The sequence below is a fragment of the Waltera acetigignens genome (genome assembly GCF_025567015.1).
Lineage (GTDB): Bacteria > Bacillota > Clostridia > Lachnospirales > Lachnospiraceae > Acetatifactor > Acetatifactor acetigignens.
In genome coordinates, this window is the sequence record NZ_JAOQJO010000021.1 from 6549 (window position 1) to 23336 (window position 16788).

A 16788-nucleotide genomic window follows, 5' to 3' on the forward strand; every position below is an offset into this window, starting at 1 on the left:
TGTGACCGCTTATGTACCGCTACGCTCTGCGACAGGAGCGCATCGTACTAAAGTACGAGCGTGCCGCGTTTCTTATACCTTGCCAAGGGCTACGGGGATTTGATAGCATTTCTTTACTAACTTTCCAGTTAATTACCGTTTGATATCGCCGTCTTCGGCATCCTCTTCTGTGGTAATGGCAAAAGCGATATTGGTGGCATGGTCTGCTACTCTCTCCAGTCCGGATACGATATCGGAGAAGATCATGCCGGCTTCGGGAGAACACTCTCCCTTGGTCAGACGCTCTACATGTTTCTTCTGCAGTTCGCGTTCCTTCTCGTCTACCTGATCCTCCAGAGTAACAATCTCCTGCATATGGGATTCATCGCTCTTGGCGAACATTTCCACAGCATAACGGATGATCTTGTTGACCATTTCCAGCATATCTCCCAGTTCCTTCTGGGCTTCCTTACTGATGGAAACGCCTTCTTCCTTACGCTGTCTGGCAGCATCCGCCACGTTCTCCGCATGGTCACCGATACGCTCGATATCGTTCACCACATGGAACAGGGCACCCAGACTGTTCAAATCCTCGATGGGCAGTGTGGTCTGGTTGATCTTCACCAGATAGTCCGTGATGGCATGGTTCAGGAAATTGATATTTTTCTCTACCTCGTAGACTTCCTCGATGTCCTCTTCATCCAACGTGATCAGGGCATTCATGGCACGGTTCAGATTCTCCTCTGCCAGAGAAGCCATACGCTCCAGCTCCTTGATAACTTCTACCACTGCAGTGGCGGGGTTGAACACCACTTTGTCGCCGATGTATTTTAACTGATAGCTCTCTCTGTAGCCAACCTTCTGATCCTCGCCGGGTACGATCAGGTAAGTCATCTTCACCAGCCAGCCGGTGAACGGGAACAGCATAATTACCTGTGCAATCTTGATCAGCGTATGTGCATTTGCTACGAATCGACCGTTATCTGCGGAAATGGACTTGATCAATTCCACGATCTGGTCTCCTGCCACAAACAGGGCAATGTAAATAATAACCGTACCGATAATATTGAACAGCAGATGGATCAGTGCTGCTCTCTTTGCGTCCTTTTTACCGGTCATGGAAGCTAACATTGCGGTAGCGCAGGCACCGATATTACATCCCAGGATAATGTACAGCGTAATAGGTAACGGCAGCAGATCCTGATTAGCCAGCAACAACACAATGCTGACCGTTACGGACGAACTCTGGATAATGGCTGTCAGAGCAAATCCCATCAATGTGGCTAAGAACGGGTTCTTCAGAGACATCAGCAGATTGACCACCTGTGGCTCATTCTTCATGTTCGCCATAGCCTGGGACATGGTGCTCAGGCCTACGAACAGGATACCGAAACCAACGACCACTTCCGCCACCTTACGGACCTTTTCCTTCTTCGTAAACATCATCACGACCACACCCACCAGCAGGATCAGCGGTGCTATTTTGGATAAATTAAAAGATACCAGCTGTGAAGTAATGGTAGTACCGATGTTTGCACCGAGGATAACGCCCGCCGCCTGATACAGATTCATCAGACCAGAGTTAACGAAGCTGACGACCATAACCGTACATGCCGAAGAGGACTGGATGATACCGGTAAAAATAATACCGACGATCATACCCATGAAACGGTTCGTGGTAAAGATTTCCAGAATACGACGAAGTCTGGCACCTGCTACCTTCTCAATGGAATCACTCATCAACTCCATTCCGAATAGAAACAGTCCCAGACCTCCTGCCATTGTCAATATTGTTCCAAAGCTCATTTTTAATCCCTCAATCTCTCTTGATTCTCTTCCGAAAAACCAAAACAATAATTTTCAAATTTATTCTTATATAAACAATCCAAAATATATTTTACGAGATAGAATAAAAACTTGCAATGTAAATTTTACTTTTCTTTTACTTTTCTTTACAAAACTTTACGCAATTTCTACCGTGTTTGCGTAAAACAGCTGTTTTTCCTACGCATTTCGACCATCCGCAATATCCCGGTCCAGCTGCTCCTTAAGTTCTTCCAGCGATCCAAATCTGCGTTCCGGGCGCCGAAATCTTTTCAAAGCCACCTCGATCTCCTGCCCGTAGATGTCCTGGTCAAAATCATACAGATAAGATTCCACCCCCATCACTTTTTCAGAAGAAACCGTGGGTTTGGTTCCCACATTGCTGATGGCCTTATAGACCTTTCCATTATGGCGCACCGCCGCATAGTAAACTCCGTTGGGCGGCAGAAGTTTGCCTGCGGGAGGCAGCAGATTCACCGTTGGAAATCCCAGGGTATGTCCGATATGATTGCCATGCTCCACTGCTCCCACCAGCGTATAAGGCATTCCCAGCATCTCTTCGGCCTCTTCCATCCGGCCCTCTTCCACCAGCTTACGGATGTAAGTGGAACTGACTTCGATGCCGTTCACTTCGATCTTCTCTATGGTCTGGACGCAAAAGCCCAGATGCGGCGCCATTCTCTCCAGAAGTTCGGCATTTCCTGCGCCGTTCTTGCCAAAAGACAGATCCTCGCCTGCCGCCACAAACCGGGTATTCATCTGTTTGGCCAGAATCTCTGTTGCAAAACACTCTGGCTCTGTGGCTGCAGTCTCCTTCGTAAGAGGAAACTCGATCAGAGTGTCGATTCCCAGACGTTCAAACAGGCGTCTTTTTTCCTCTCTGGTGGTCAGTTCTTTACCGTCAGACAGGCCGAACAGCACTGCCGGTGTAGGGTCAAAGGTGAACACGCACGCCGCCAGCCCGTATTTTTTTCGACCAAGAATCTCTTCCAAAAGTCTCCTGTGGCCCAGATGGACTCCGTCAAATTTACCGATGGCTACTGCTGTATCTTTTTCCAGATAAAAGTCTGTTGTTCCTGCAATGATTTCCAAGTCTATTTCCTGCTTTCTGTATTACTTGGGAAGATCTTCACGGGCTTGTACCATTCCTTCGTTTCATCATACGCATAAATGCCCACGAAGCTGTCATCCTCTCTGTAGATGCGCACCCACTCTCCTGCAGGATGTGTGGTCTGTTCCACAGTCTGTCCCGGATAAAAAGCATTCCCGTTATCGATCAGTTTCCGCCACTTTTCCTCCACATGCAACATGGGAAAATCCGAAAAAATACGGTCTGTGGGAAGCAGTGCTTCCTCCAGCCTCTCCGTGTCCCGAAGTTCCTGCAGCTGTGCAAGTGTCAGGGCATCTGCCAGCTGGAATTCCCCGACTCTGGTACGAACGAGGCTCTGCATGGTGCCGCCGCAGCACAGTTTTTCCCCAATATCGGCACAGAGACTGCGGATATAGGTTCCCTTGGAACATTCCACGCGGAATTTTACCACGGGAAACTTTATTTCCAGAATCTCGATTGCCGGCAGATCCACATGTCTTGCCTGCCGTTCCACTTCTTTGCCCGCTCTGGCCAGCTCATAGAGCTTTTTCCCATTGACCTTCAGTGCAGAATACATGGGTGGGATCTGGTCATAGCCGCCAACAAAACCGGCGATCACTTCACGTACCTGTGCTTCACTCACCGCCACTTCCCGCTCTTCCAAAACGGTTCCCGTGATATCCTGGGTATCTGTGATCTGTCCCAGCAGAAGTTCTGCCACATATTCCTTGGTCCTGTCCGTCAGCATTTCACATGCTCTGGTAGCATTCCCCAGACATACAGGAAGCACACCGGTAGCCTGTGGATCCAGTGTACCTGTGTGCCCTATCTTTTTCTGCCGGCAGATCCCGCGAAGCTTGGCTACCACATCATGGGAGGTAAAGCCCGCTTCCTTATATACATTGATGATGCCGTCCATTAACCCTGTTCTCCCCGCAGTTGTTTGTCGATGTGCAGTGACAAATTGTTGACACAATCATGGAAGGTTCCCTTCATAGTGCAGCCTGCGGCACGTACATGTCCGCCGCCTCCGAAGAAAGATGCCACCTTCGCCACATCTACTTTCTCATTGGAACGCATGCTGACCTTATACTCCAGTACATTGGTCTCATACATGAAAATCGCACAGTCCACGCCCTTGATATTGCGCAACTGGTTCACAATGCCGTCCAGATCTCCCGGTACCGCATTGTAGAATTCCATGGTCTTGCGGTCCACCATGCTCACGATGCAGCGTCCGTCCATGAAACGAATGCTCTCCATCAGAGCTCTGCCCATGATCTGGGTCTGCAGATAGGTCTTCTGGTAAAAGCTTTCCTCGATCAGCTTCGGGAAATTGAATCCGAAGGAGATCAGAAACGCTGCCGCCTGCAGCGTCTCCGGTGTCGTATTGGAATACTGGAATACACCGGTATCATGGATGATGCCGGTATACAGCGCTTCCGCAATATCCTTGTCAATAAGTTCCGCATCCATAATGTGATACAGCACCTCACAGGCACTTCCCACTTCCGGACGGACCAGATTCACATCACCGCAACCGGAATTGCTGATGTGATGATCAATGTTGATCTTCTTTTTCGCATTCTGGAAATACGTCTCCGCATCTCCCAGACGATCCCCACTGCAATCCAGCGCAAAATACACATCAAAAGGCTCCTGCACGGGACATTCGGTCTGAATCTCATCGTATCCCTTCAGATAGGAAAACTCTTCGGACGGCTTCTGCAGATATACGGTAACTTCCGCTTCGGGAAGCAGTTTACGCAGATACATCTGTAAGGAAAGACATACACCCACACAGTCTCCATCCGGACGAATATGTCCGCTGATGCCGATCTTTTTCGCACCCAGACATTCTTCACGCAAATCCATTACTCGTCACCTTCCTCTGTTTCTTCCGTATCTTCCACCACTTCATTTTCCGGCTTCTGTGCCTGTTCATCCGCTGCAATGACCTCATCGATCTTGTGGGACATATTGACACCGTATTCAATGGACTGATCCATCACAAAAGTGATATCCGGAGTATTACGCAGATTGATGGTACGAGCCAGTTCTCTGCGGATAAAGCCTTCGGCGCTCTTCAGTCCCTGCAGGGTAGACTTTCTGACTTCCTCGTCTCCCAGCACGCTGATCCATGCCTTACAGCTCTTCAGATCCGGTGCCACTTCCACAGCGACCACACTGGTCCAGGGACTGATCCGGGGGTCCTTGAGACCGCCCCGGATGATCTCTGCCAGAACGCGCTGTACTTCCCCGTTGATACGGGTATTTTTCACACTATTCTTTCTCATTCTTATTCCTTCTTAATTCTTTCCTGCGGGTATCGTAGACGTCTTGGCGAGCATCCGCGAACAGAATGCGTTTCGCGTAACCCCGTTGAAAAACGTCGGCACTTGAATCTTGCAAGCAAAGCGCAGGAAGATTCTTAGTGTCCGCTACGTTTTTTGCAGAGCGCGAGCGTGGGTAAGCGGAATGCATCTGCGAACGGATGCGTTCTAGTAACCTACCGTGGTACTTCCACCATGATATATGCTTCTACGATATCCAGCTCCTGCATCTTGTCAAAGCCTTCGAATACGAGACCACACTCATATCCGGCCTTAACTTCCTTCACATCATCCTTGAATCTCTTCAAGGAAGCCAGGTTGCCTTCGAAGATCTGCTCGCCCTCACGGGTGATACGAACCTTACAGCCTCTCTGGAACACACCGTCCAGAACATAGGAACCTGCGATGTTACCGATAGCGGATGCCTTGAAGATCTGACGAACCTCTGCATGACCGATAACCTTCTCCTCGTATACGGGATCCAGCATACCCTTCATGGCAGCTTCCACATCCTCGATAGCCTGGTAGATGACCTTGTACAGACGTACATCCACGCCCTCTCTCTCTGCGGTTGCCTTGGCAGTCGCATCGGGACGAACGTTGAATCCGATGATGATTGCGTTGGACGCACTTGCCAAAGATACGTCGGACTCATTGATGGCACCTACGCCGCCGTGGATACATTTAACTACTACTTCTTCGTTGGACAGCTTCATCAGGGACTGTTTTACAGCCTCGACACTACCCTGTACGTCAGCCTTGACGATCAGGTTCAGTTCCTTCAGATTACCCTCCTGGATCTGGCTGAACAGATCATCCAGGGACATTCTGCCCTTGGTCTCTTCCAGCATCTTTTCCTTGTTCTGTGCCAGATAGGTCTCCGCATAGGATTTTGCTGTCTTATCATTATCATGTGCCAGGAATACTTCACCTGCACTGGGAACATCGGACAGGCCCAGGATTTCTACAGGGGTAGACGGTCCTGCTTCTTTTACTCTGCGTCCCTTATCATCGATCATGGCTCTTACCTTACCGTGTGCCACGCCTGCGGAAATGAAATCTCCCACATGCAGGGTACCTTTCTGTACCAGTACGGTAGCCACGGGACCGCGTCCCTTATCCAGCTCTGCCTCGATGACCAGACCTCTTGCTTTTCTCTTGGGGTTGGCCTTGAGTTCCATGATATCTGCGGTCAGCAGGATCATGTCAAGCAACTGGTCGATACCTTCTCCGCTCTTCGCAGATACCGGTGCAAATACGGTACTTCCGCCCCAATCCTCGGGGATCAGCTCGTACTCTGCCAGCTCCTGTTTTACACGGTCAATGTTGGCTGAGGGCTTATCGATCTTGTTCACTGCTACGATGATCTCCACACCTGCTGCCTTTGCATGGTTGATTGCCTCTACGGTCTGGGGCATTACGCCGTCGTCCGCTGCTACTACCAGGATAGCGATATCGGTCGCATTGGCACCACGCATACGCATGGCGGTAAATGCTTCGTGTCCGGGAGTATCTAAGAAGGTGATCTTACGGTCTCCCACATTTACAGTATAAGCACCGATGTGCTGGGTGATACCACCTGCCTCACGATCGGTTACGTTGGTCTTACGGATAGCGTCTAACAGGGAAGTCTTACCATGGTCAACGTGACCCATAACACAGATTACGGGAGGTCTCTCCACCAGATCTGCCTCGTCCTCTTCATCTTCCTTCAACAGTTCTTCGATGACATCTACCTTGACCTCTTTTTCACAGAGAATGTCATATTCCATGGCAATGTTCTCTGCATCTTCATAGGAGATCTCCTGGTTCACGGTTACAATCTTACCTTCCAGGAACAGCTTCTTGATGATGGCTGCGGGCTGTAACTTCATCTTCTCAGCCAGTTCTTTGATGGTAATGGATTCCGGCAGCACGATCACCTTGATCTGCTCTTCCTGTACCTCTTCCTTCTTCTTTTCCGGCTTGATGAAACGTCCGGGCTTATTCTTCAGCGCGTCCTCGTCCTCGTAGATATGGTCCTTCTTGGAACGCTTGTTGTCCTTCTCCTGGCTGAAACGTCTCTTTTCATCTTCGCGCTTCTTCTCAAGATCCTTGCCTGCAGGTTCCGGAGCGAAGCCCTTATTCTGTCTGTTATCTCCGAATCGATTACCCGATCCGCCATTGCCTCTTTGGTCGCGGCCGTTATTGCCGTAACCGCGCTCACCATTGCCGTTACCGCGGCGATCACCCTGACCGCCTTCCATACCCGGACGACCCTGTCTGTTAAATCCGCCTCCCTGAGGTCTGCCATTGCCCATACCTCCTCTGTTACCATTCTGTCCGCCCTGACGGTTACCCTGTCCGTAGCCACCCTGACGATTGTCACGATTGCCGTCTCTGTTGTCACGGTTGTAACCGCTCTGGCCACGCTCGTTCTGTCCACGGTTGTCACGATTATTCTGACCGTAACCGCCCTGACGGTTATCGCGGTTGTCACGGTTACCGTTCTGAGGTCTGTCTGCCGGTCTGGGCTGTGCCACATTCTGTGCAGGCTGTGCTGCCTGAGGTGCCTGTGCGGCTGCAGTATTCTGTACTGCCTGCTCCTTTACCGGTGCCTGTGTCTGAGGCTTTTTCGCAGGCTGCTGTCCACGGTTGCCGGGTACCATTGCCACGCTGGGAGTGGGAGACGGAGGGGTCAGCGGCTTGATGGGACGTACGGGAGCCTGTGCCTGAACACGGTTGCCGTAGGAATTATTCTGGTAACCATTGTTCTGGTATCTGCCGCCCTGATTCGGACGCTGTCCGCCTGCATTTCTCTGTCCCTGTCCACTCTGACCACCCTGACGCTGTCCGGGCATCTTGGAATTCTGAGGGTTGCTAACGAAAATAATCTTTTTCTTCTTTTTCGTCTCCTCAGTAGATTTGGTCTCCTCGGAAACTTTCGTTTCCTGAGCCTTTGCTTCCCTTGCGGGTGCCTGAGCCTTTTCCTCAGCAGGCTTTGCGTTTTCGGTATTTACCGGAGCTTTCTGTGCTGCGGGTGCAGCTGCTTTTTTCTTTCCGAGGCTGTTGCGTACCAGTGCTGCCGCATCCTCTTCCAGCGAGCTCTGTGCTGCCTTTGCCTCAATTCCTTTTTCCTGTAAAAAACTTAATATATCCTTACTCTGTAGTTCCAATTCTTTTGCGAGTTCATGTACTTTGATTTTCGCCATGCTTTCCTCCATTCTGCCTAACCGGGCAAATTCGCTTCCAATTGCTTGATGAGTGCATCTGCCAGTCCCGCATCACACACACCTACCGAAGATCTTAAGTTCCGGCCGATGGCCCAGCCGAGTTCTTCCTTCGTGCCATATTCATATACCGGGACTTCATAATAGGAACATTTGTCGTGAAACAACTTTTTCGTATTGGCCGATGCATCCTCTGCAACGATCACCAACATGGCAGAACCTTTTTTCACAGCGTCCTCCGTCTGGAATTCACCGCTTACCAGGTTACGCCCCCTCATCGCAAGTCCCAAAAGGGAATAAATCTTATTCTGTTTCAAGCTGATCAAACTCCTTTTCCAGTGTATCATATACCTCAGGAGAAATACTCATCTTGAAAGAACGTTCTAATCCTTTATTCTTCCGGGCTTTCTGCAGACATTCCTTCTGTCTGCATATATATGCACCACGTCCGTTTTTTTTGCCGGTTGCATCCAGACATATCTCATCTTCCGGTGTTTTCAGGACACGCAGCATTTCTTTTTTGCCTTTCATTTCTCCGCAGCCTACGCACTGCCTCAGTGGAATCTTTTTTGCCATTGATTATTCCTGCTCTCCATCAAAATCGTCTACGGTATCATCTTCGTAATCATCCACATAGTCCTCATAACGGAAGCCGGGAGCATCCTTGGCCTGAGTCTCGGACTTGATGTCGATCTTGTAGCCGGTCAGTCTTGCTGCCAGTCTTGCGTTCTGACCTTCCTTACCGATAGCCAGAGACAACTGATAATCGGGTACGACTACCTTTGCGGTCTTCTCATCGGGATCTGCAAATACTGCTACGATCTTGGCAGGAGAAAGTGCATTCTGAATCAGGTTACCGGGGTTCTCATCCCAGTTCACGATATCGATCTTCTCACCGCGCAGCTCTTCCACGATAGCATTGACGCGGGCACCATTCATACCTACACAGGCGCCGACAGCATCTACATTGGGGTTATTGCTCCATACAGCGATCTTGGTACGGCTTCCTGCCTCTCTGGCAATGCTCTTGATCTCTACGGTACCGTCCTTGATCTCGGTAACTTCGGACTCGAACAGTCTCTTTACCAGTTCCGGATGGGTACGGCTGACATTGATGCGGGGTCCCTTCGGGGTGTTCTTTACTTCCACAATGTAAACCTTGATACGCTCGGTGGGCTTGAATACTTCGCCCTTTACCTGCTCGTTCTCGGTCAGCATGGCATCTGCCTTACCCAGATTGATGCTGATGTTCTTGCCTACATAACGCTGTACTACGCCGGTCACAACATCCTTTTCCTTCTCGTAGTACTGGTTGTAGATCACGCTTCTCTCTTCCTCACGGATCTTCTGTAAGATCACGTTCTTGGCATTCTGGGTAGCGATACGGCCGAACTCCTTGGACTTGATCTCCACATGGATCATGTCGCCCACCTGTGCTCTCTTGGAGATCTCCTGTGCATCCTCCAGAGCAATCTGCAGGCAGTCATCCTCCACATCATCCTTCGTGGGAACGACTTCCTTCTCAGCATATACCAGAAAATCGCAGGTCTCTCTATTAATCTCCACATGGACATTGTCAGCCTTTCCAAAATGGTTCTTGCAGGCTGTCATCAGGGAGTTCTCGATGGCTTCAAACAAGGTCTCCTTGCTGATCTCCTTCTCCTTCTCCAGAACGTCCAGTGCCTCCATTAATTCCTTATTCATCATTTCCTCCATTCCGGCTTTCGCCTTTTCTTAGTGTATGGTTTCTTCTTATTCCACAAGCTATAACTATTCCTTCGCCCTTTGGCTCTGAATAGTATCAAAAATCTAATGCAAGACGGATCAGGGCAATGTCTGCTCTGGCAAAAGTTCTCGGGCTGCCGTCTTCCGTGATTGTAATGTTATCTGCATTGAAGCTCTCCAGAATGCCAGAAAACTCTTTGCATTTGTCAATGGGCTTGAACAGCTTGATCTCTACTTCTTCACCGATGCTCTTCTGCAAATGCTTATCCTTTTTCAGCGTTCTACCCAGTCCCGGGCTGCTGACTTCCAGAATGTAAGCATCCGGAATGAAATCAGCCTTGTCCAGAGCTTCGGATAATGCTCTGCTGACATTCTCGCAATCCAGAATGTTCACACCTTCCGGCTTGTCGATGTAAGCTCTCAGATAGTAGTCACTGCCTTCTTTTACATACTCCACATCGTAGATCTCCACCTGACTTACTTCTGCGATGGGCGTCAGCAATTCTTCGGTTCTGTTTTCGTAGTCCTCTCGTTTGGACATGTAGGCCCTCCTTTACTGATATGAGCTGTCGTTACAACAACAAGAAAGAGTGGCGCGCGTCCACTCTTACTCTAGTAATCATCTTTAAACTATACACAGTATAGACCCTGTGTGAAAAAATGTCAATAGGGTCTTGCAAACATTCGGATTCAGCTGATTCAGCCGCAGGCGCATGCAAGCATGCCCATACATTGTAATACCCACGAATTGCTCCGCTGCCGTGCAGCTTTCGCAATTCTGCAAACATTCGGATTCCGCTGATTTGCTTCGCAAATCGCTTCTTCCTCATGTTTGGGCGATTCCCTGATTCAGCCGCAGGCGCATGCAAGCATGCCCATACATTGTAATACCCACGAATTGCTCCGCTGCCGTGCAGCTTTCGCAATTCTGCAAACATTCGGATTCCGCTGATTTGCTTCGCAAATCGCTTCTTCCTCATGTTTGGGCGGTTCCCTGATTCAGCCGCAGGCGCATGCAAGCATGCCCTGCGGCTGAATCGGTCACCTGGTATTACAAGTAGTTATGTGTTTCAAAGTACAGTTCGTTCACGTGTTCGGAATGCAAAAGCTTATGGGCGGTGCGGCTGAGGGGCTTGCCCAGGAACTCTTCGTAGGCCTTCTGTACCTCGGGGTTCTCATGGGAGAAGCGAAGCTTTCTCTCACTGTCCAGACGGTACAAGGTGCCTCCGCGCCGCTCCGCGAATTCGCATCCGTCGTGGATGGGCTGTCCGCCGCCTCCGACACAACCACCGGGGCATGCCATGACTTCCACGAAATCATAGGATACCCTTCCTGCCTTAATGTCCTCCATCAGCTTCTCCGCATTGGCCAGTCCGCTGACAGTACAGGTATGTAAGGTCTGATCTCCCAGTGTGAAGTCTGCTTCTCTTCTGCCGTCTCTTCCCCGGACTGCCCGGAAAGCATCTGCTTCCGGATTCTTGCCTTCCACTACTGCATATGCGGTACGAAGTGCTGCCTCCATGACACCGCCGGTGACGCCGAAGATCACTCCGGCACCGGTGCTTTCTCCCAGAGGAGAATCAAAAGCCTGCTCCTTTAAGAACCGGGTATTGATATGCTCGGCACGGATCATCCGCACGAATTCTCTTGTGGTCAGTACAATATCCACATCCTGTCCGGCTCCGGCGCTCTTCATATAAGAAAGAGAAGCCTCTCTCTTCTTGGATACGCAGGGCATGATGGAGATACAGCAGATATTATTGGGATCAATCCCTTTCTTCTGTGCAAAATAAGTCTTCGCCATGGCACCGAACATCTGCTGGGGGGATTTTGCCGTGGACAAATTCCGCAGATACTCCGGATACTTCTTGGACACGAAGCTTACCCAGCCGGGACAGCAGGAGGTAAACATGGGCCATGCGTATTTCCGGGAATTGCCCAGCCGCTCCAGCAGTTCGTTTCCCTCTTCCATAATCGTCAGATCCGCTGCGAAGTTGGTATCAAATACATAGTCAAAACCGATGCGCTTCAGCGCTGCCACCATTTTGCCCTCGGAAGCTTCCTCCGCATTCAGTCCCAGTTCCTCGCCCCATGCGGTTCTTACCGCCGGTGCCACCTGGACTACTGTGACCTTCTCGGGATCCGCCAGTGCCTCGAAAGCCTTGTATGTATCGTCCCGTTCCCGCAATGCTCCGGTAGGACAATGTGTAATACACTGTCCACACAGTGTACAGTCGGAGCAATCGATGGTCTTATTATCCGCCACATCTACTGTGGTACGGGATCCGGTGTTCTGTACATCCCAGACATGCATGGCCTGGACTTTATCGCAGATCTGTACACAGCGCATACATTTAATACATTTTCTGGAATCCCGGATCAGAGGGAAAGAATGATCCCAGGGTGTCTCGGGAACTTCCTCGGTAAAAGGTACTTCCAGAATTCCCAGATCGTTGGAAATCTGCTGTAAATTACAGTTACGGCTTCTGACGCAGGTGGCACAGTGACAATCATGCTGGGACAGGATCAGTTCCACATTTGTCTTGCGCACACGGCGTACCTTCGGAGAATTGGTATACACTACCATTCCCTCTTCCACCGGGCTGTTGCAGGCTGTGATCAGCTTGCTTTTTCCCTGCACTTCCACCACGCAGGCCTTGCAGGCACTGATCTCATTGATGTCTTTTAAAAAGCACAGATGCGGTACTTCGATTCCCACGCCTGCTGCCGCGCTCATGACGCTGGTTCCCTCCGGGACCTGCAGCTGCACGCCGTCTATTGTAAGGTTTATCATTTTCTCGCCCATTGTTTGCTCCTCTTTTTACCAGATGGCAGCTCGGCCGCCCTTTAAGCTTCCGTAGCCGTATTTATCGCAGCGTAAGCATCTGCCCGCTTCCTGGCAGGCTTCCTGCTTCGTCATGCCGCATTCAAATGCATCGAAATTCGTCTTGCGCTCTCCGGCTTCCTTTTCACTCAGCTGGATCCGTCCGCAGGGTTCCTTGTCCTCGTAGGATACCGGCGGGATCTCCACATCACAGGGTACCACATGGTGGTAACCCAGATATTCATCGATATTGGCTGCAGCTACTTTTCCGGCGGCAATGGCACGGATGACAGTAGCCGGACCGGTCACACAGTCACCACCGGCAAATACACCGTGGACATCCTTGACTTCACTGTCACTCATGGCAGTAATGGTGCCTCGTTTTACGGAGATACCCGCCTCCTCGAAATGGCGGGTCTCGATACCCTGACCGATGGCCACCACGACGATATCACAGGGGATTCGAAGGAGAGGCACATCCGCCTGGATCGGACGGGCTCGTCCCCAGGCATCGATGGGGCCGATGATCTGAGGTTCTACCCACAGAGCCGTCACATTGCCGTTCTCGTCGGCTTCGATCTTGTGAGGTGCTTTCAGGCTGTAAAGCTCTGCGCCCTCTGCGATGGCGCCTTCCACTTCTTCAGGAAGCGCCGTCATATCGGTCTGTCTTCTGCGGTAGGCAATTCCCACCTTTTTCGCCCCCAGACGAATGGCGGAACGGGTACAGTCCATGGCTACGTTACCGCCGCCGACTACGACTACGGTCTTGTCCTTGAAGTCCGGCATGTCATCGTCACCGATGCGGCGCAGCATTTCCACTGCAGACATGACACCGTTGGCATCCTCTCCCTCGATACCGATCTTTTTATCCGTATGGGCACCGATGGCAATATAGACTGCATCGTATTCTTCGTGCAGCTTATTATAAGAAATCTCACCTTCGCCGTTGCCGACTCTGGTGTTCAATTTCACTTCCACTCCGGTGGACAGAATAGTGTCAATGTCCTCCTGTAAGCGTTCTCTTGGGAAACGATAGTTGGGAATTCCGTAGCGCAGCATACCGCCCAGCTTGCTCTTTTCCTCAAATACCACGGCATGGTGTCCCATCAGCTCCAGATAATATGCCGCAGACAGTCCGCCGGGGCCTCCGCCGATGATTGCTACTTTTTTACCGGTGCTCTCCGCTTTCTCAGGCACAGGAACCGTGTTGGCTCTGGCATTGTCCACTGCCATACGCTTCAGGCCGCGGATATTGATGGCACTATCGATCATGTTGCGGCGGCATCTTGCCTCACAGGGATGCTCACAGATCAGGGCACAGGCGGTGGGGAAAGGATTGTCCTTGCGGATCAGCTTTACGGCATCTGCATAACGCTCTTCCTTCACCAGTGCTATGTAACCGGGGATATCCACACCTGCGGGGCACAGCGCCACACAGGGAACCGGCTGGGTAATATGGCAGGAACATTTTCCCCCATGTTCAATGTGATAGACATAATCCTCACGGAAGCCTTCCAGTCCGGCCAGTACCATATGGGCCGCCTCGTAACCGATGGCACAGTCAGCGGAGTCCACAATGTCGGAAGCGGTATCCCGGATCAGATCCAGTGTCTTCAGGGTGGCTTTGCCTGCCAATACATCCTCCATCAGGTTCTGCAACTGCCCCAGTCCCACACGGCAGGGCACACATTTACCACAGGTCTGGGCATGACACATTTTCAGAAAAGAAAGCTGCAGGTCCACCGGACATAATCCGGGCGGGCTGGCGATAATTCTTCTCTCCAGATCTTTGTACAGGCGTTCCACCGTAAGCTGTGCTTTATTCGGGGTAGCTATCTTCAATCGGCTCATAATCTTCTCCATTCTGCGGGCTGATGCCTGCGTTACTTTTATGCCCTGCGCCACGGGCGCTGCCGGCAACGGCTATGGCGTGCTGCTCTCCGTCTGCGGGCGCGGTGTTTTACTGACACGTACTATGGCATTGGCCACCTGAGCTGGCTGCCTGTTGCACGGTGTAAGCGCTTACATTTTGTTTTTTAAAAAATAGCCGTTTCTTGTCGGCTACTGATTTTTGTATATGTGCAATTGTATCCTAAATAATAAAAACTATCAATAGTTTTTAGGAAAGTTAATTTTTTATCTATCTTTTTGTGGAATATGCATGAGGATGCTTGGCTCACATAGATGTAAGCTCTTACATTTTTTTGCTTTTTCTGCTACATCCGTAGCAATACTCTCTTGACATCGGTTTTTCTGCCAGACAATCTCATCGGATCCTTCGTAGGGAATCCGATAGAATCAGGTATTTTCGTAAATCCCCATAAAATAACCGATTTCATACAAAAAAGTCACTGTTCTGCCACTTTTTTGTACAAAAACAGCCAAAAACGTATCTTTAACGAAAATATCTTCTCCAATTTCCTGAAAATCCTGTGTTTTTGTATTTTTTTGCAGCATTTTCCTGTTTTTGATACAAAACTGTTCCTTTTACAATGAAAGAACAGGCTCAAAATAGTGGATTTTTCCTTGCCAGAAGAAATTTTTTCCACCTTTTCCGACCAAATACCCACTTTTGAAGGAAACTCACCTTTTCTGGCCGCTTTCGGAACGCTTTTTCCTCGGAAATCGCCTGTTTTTCCTAGTTTTCAGGAAAAAAAAGCCCAGGCGGAACAGGCTGTCAGAAACAAAAAATGACAGGCTAATCCGCCGGAGCTATATTGCCTATGATATTAATCTTTTTACACCGTCACGATCACGCCGCCATCGTTGGCGTACATGCTGCTGACACCGCGGGTGTCCATGATCAGGCATCCTTTGAACTCTGCCTTTTCCATAAGAAGCTTCTTCATGGTCTCGGCGCGGTCAGGAGCATTGCAGTGGGTGATCATCAGGAAACGTTCCTTCGTATCCCCTGCCTCTTCCAGAACGATCTCCGCCATTCTTCGGAGTGCTTTCTTCATGCCGACGCTCTGGCCTCTCTGCACGATACTGCCCTTGTCTCCGGCCATGATCGGCTTGATGCTTAAAGTAGATGCCACCAGTGCCTTTACACCTGTCAGTCTGCCATTCTTGCGCAGAGTGTCCAAATTATCCAGTACAAAATAGGTATGCACATTGCTGCGGAACTCTTCGATCTGCTTCACGATCTCTTCAAAAGAAAGTCTCTGCTCCTCCAGTTCTACCAGTTTCTTCACGATCTGGGTCTCACCACAGCTGGCGGATTCGGAATCAATGATGTGGATCTGTTTCTTTCCGTATTTTTCCCGATATAAATTCATTCCCAGCACCGCACTGTTATAGCTGCCGCTGAGGTGGGATGATAATGTGATCACATACACATGCTCCGCTTCTGTGTGGTAGGCTTCCCTGAAACGCTCTGGGGAAGGGCATGCCGACTTGGGACATTTCGGACACTCTGCCACCTTTTTCAGAAATTCCGCCTGATTGAAGTTCTCATCATCCTGGATCTGGTAATCTCCCACTTCCAGTCCCAGGGGCACGATCTCGAACCGGGAATCCTGCAAATATTCTTCCGGCAATTCACAACAGCTGTCTGCTACGATTTTAAAACTCATATTAATCTCCATATCATTGATTGCAGCTATTCAAAAATATAACTCCCAAAGAGTCATTCTGCGAATGGGGCACTGAATAGTTACAATTATTTTCATTTTTCAAAAACCATACTATGTAGTTTTTAATACTACTTATAATAACACGAAACATTCCGTTCGTAAAGCCTTTACACAAAATATTCATATTCCCTTTTCGGCGGACTTCGTATATACTATTTCTATATAGCCA

Annotated in this window: 13 protein-coding genes; all 13 read right to left on the minus strand. The window is 50.0% G+C overall.

Features of this window, described 5'->3' with window-relative positions; translation table 11 throughout:
- Window positions 1-132: 132 nt before the first annotated feature.
- On the minus strand, window positions 133-1785 hold the full coding sequence (locus tag OCV96_RS16655; RefSeq protein WP_117569054.1) for a Na/Pi cotransporter family protein: 1653 nt from the start codon (window positions 1783-1785) through the stop codon (window positions 133-135).
- A 198-nt stretch (window positions 1786-1983) separates the two neighbouring features.
- Complete coding sequence (locus OCV96_RS16660; protein WP_022313416.1) at window positions 1984-2895, minus strand: bifunctional riboflavin kinase/FAD synthetase; 912 nt, start codon at window positions 2893-2895, stop codon at window positions 1984-1986.
- A gap of 2 nt (window positions 2896-2897) precedes the next feature.
- A complete protein-coding gene (gene truB / locus OCV96_RS16665; RefSeq protein ID WP_262594990.1) occupies window positions 2898-3812 on the minus strand; it encodes a tRNA pseudouridine(55) synthase TruB in 915 nt (304 codons plus the stop codon).
- The gene (locus OCV96_RS16670) at window positions 3812-4768 is read right to left on the minus strand and encodes a DHH family phosphoesterase (RefSeq protein WP_262594991.1); all 957 of its coding nucleotides are present in this window, start codon (window positions 4766-4768) and stop codon (window positions 3812-3814) included. Before OCV96_RS16670 ends, truB begins: the two co-directional genes overlap by 1 nt.
- Window positions 4768-5190, minus strand: coding sequence for a 30S ribosome-binding factor RbfA (rbfA, locus tag OCV96_RS16675; protein WP_117466158.1), 423 nt, complete (start codon window positions 5188-5190; stop codon window positions 4768-4770). Before rbfA ends, OCV96_RS16670 begins: the two co-directional genes overlap by 1 nt.
- A 212-nt stretch (window positions 5191-5402) precedes the next feature.
- Window positions 5403-8417 (minus strand): translation initiation factor IF-2, encoded by a 3015-nt coding sequence (infB, locus tag OCV96_RS16680; protein ID WP_262594992.1) that lies wholly within the window; start codon window positions 8415-8417, stop codon window positions 5403-5405.
- A gap of 17 nt (window positions 8418-8434) precedes the next feature.
- Window positions 8435-8752 carry a L7Ae/L30e/S12e/Gadd45 family ribosomal protein gene (locus tag OCV96_RS16685; RefSeq protein ID WP_022154232.1) on the minus strand — a complete coding sequence of 106 codons (318 nt, stop codon included), beginning with the start codon at window positions 8750-8752 and terminating at the stop codon, window positions 8435-8437.
- Complete coding sequence (gene rnpM, locus OCV96_RS16690; protein WP_022313422.1) at window positions 8739-9011, minus strand: RNase P modulator RnpM; 273 nt, start codon at window positions 9009-9011, stop codon at window positions 8739-8741. The genes OCV96_RS16685 and rnpM overlap by 14 nt, the downstream gene beginning before the upstream one ends.
- A gap of 3 nt (window positions 9012-9014) precedes the next feature.
- Complete coding sequence (nusA, locus tag OCV96_RS16695) at window positions 9015-10139, minus strand: transcription termination factor NusA (protein ID WP_022313423.1); 1125 nt, start codon at window positions 10137-10139, stop codon at window positions 9015-9017.
- Window positions 10140-10236: 97 nt separating this feature from the next.
- Window positions 10237-10701, minus strand: a complete 465-nt coding sequence (locus OCV96_RS16700) for a ribosome maturation factor RimP (RefSeq protein ID WP_022313424.1) — start codon at window positions 10699-10701, stop codon at window positions 10237-10239.
- 510 nt (window positions 10702-11211) lie between these two features.
- A complete protein-coding gene (locus OCV96_RS16705) occupies window positions 11212-12954 on the minus strand; it encodes an NADH-dependent [FeFe] hydrogenase, group A6 (RefSeq protein WP_262595016.1) in 1743 nt (580 codons plus the stop codon).
- A 27-nt stretch (window positions 12955-12981) separates the two neighbouring features.
- Window positions 12982-14835, minus strand: coding sequence for an NAD(P)-binding protein (locus OCV96_RS16710; RefSeq protein ID WP_119624343.1), 1854 nt, complete (start codon window positions 14833-14835; stop codon window positions 12982-12984).
- An 887-nt stretch (window positions 14836-15722) separates the two neighbouring features.
- Window positions 15723-16559, minus strand: coding sequence for a DegV family protein (locus OCV96_RS16715; RefSeq protein WP_262594993.1), 837 nt, complete (start codon window positions 16557-16559; stop codon window positions 15723-15725).
- Between the last annotated feature and the right edge of the window lie 229 nt (window positions 16560-16788).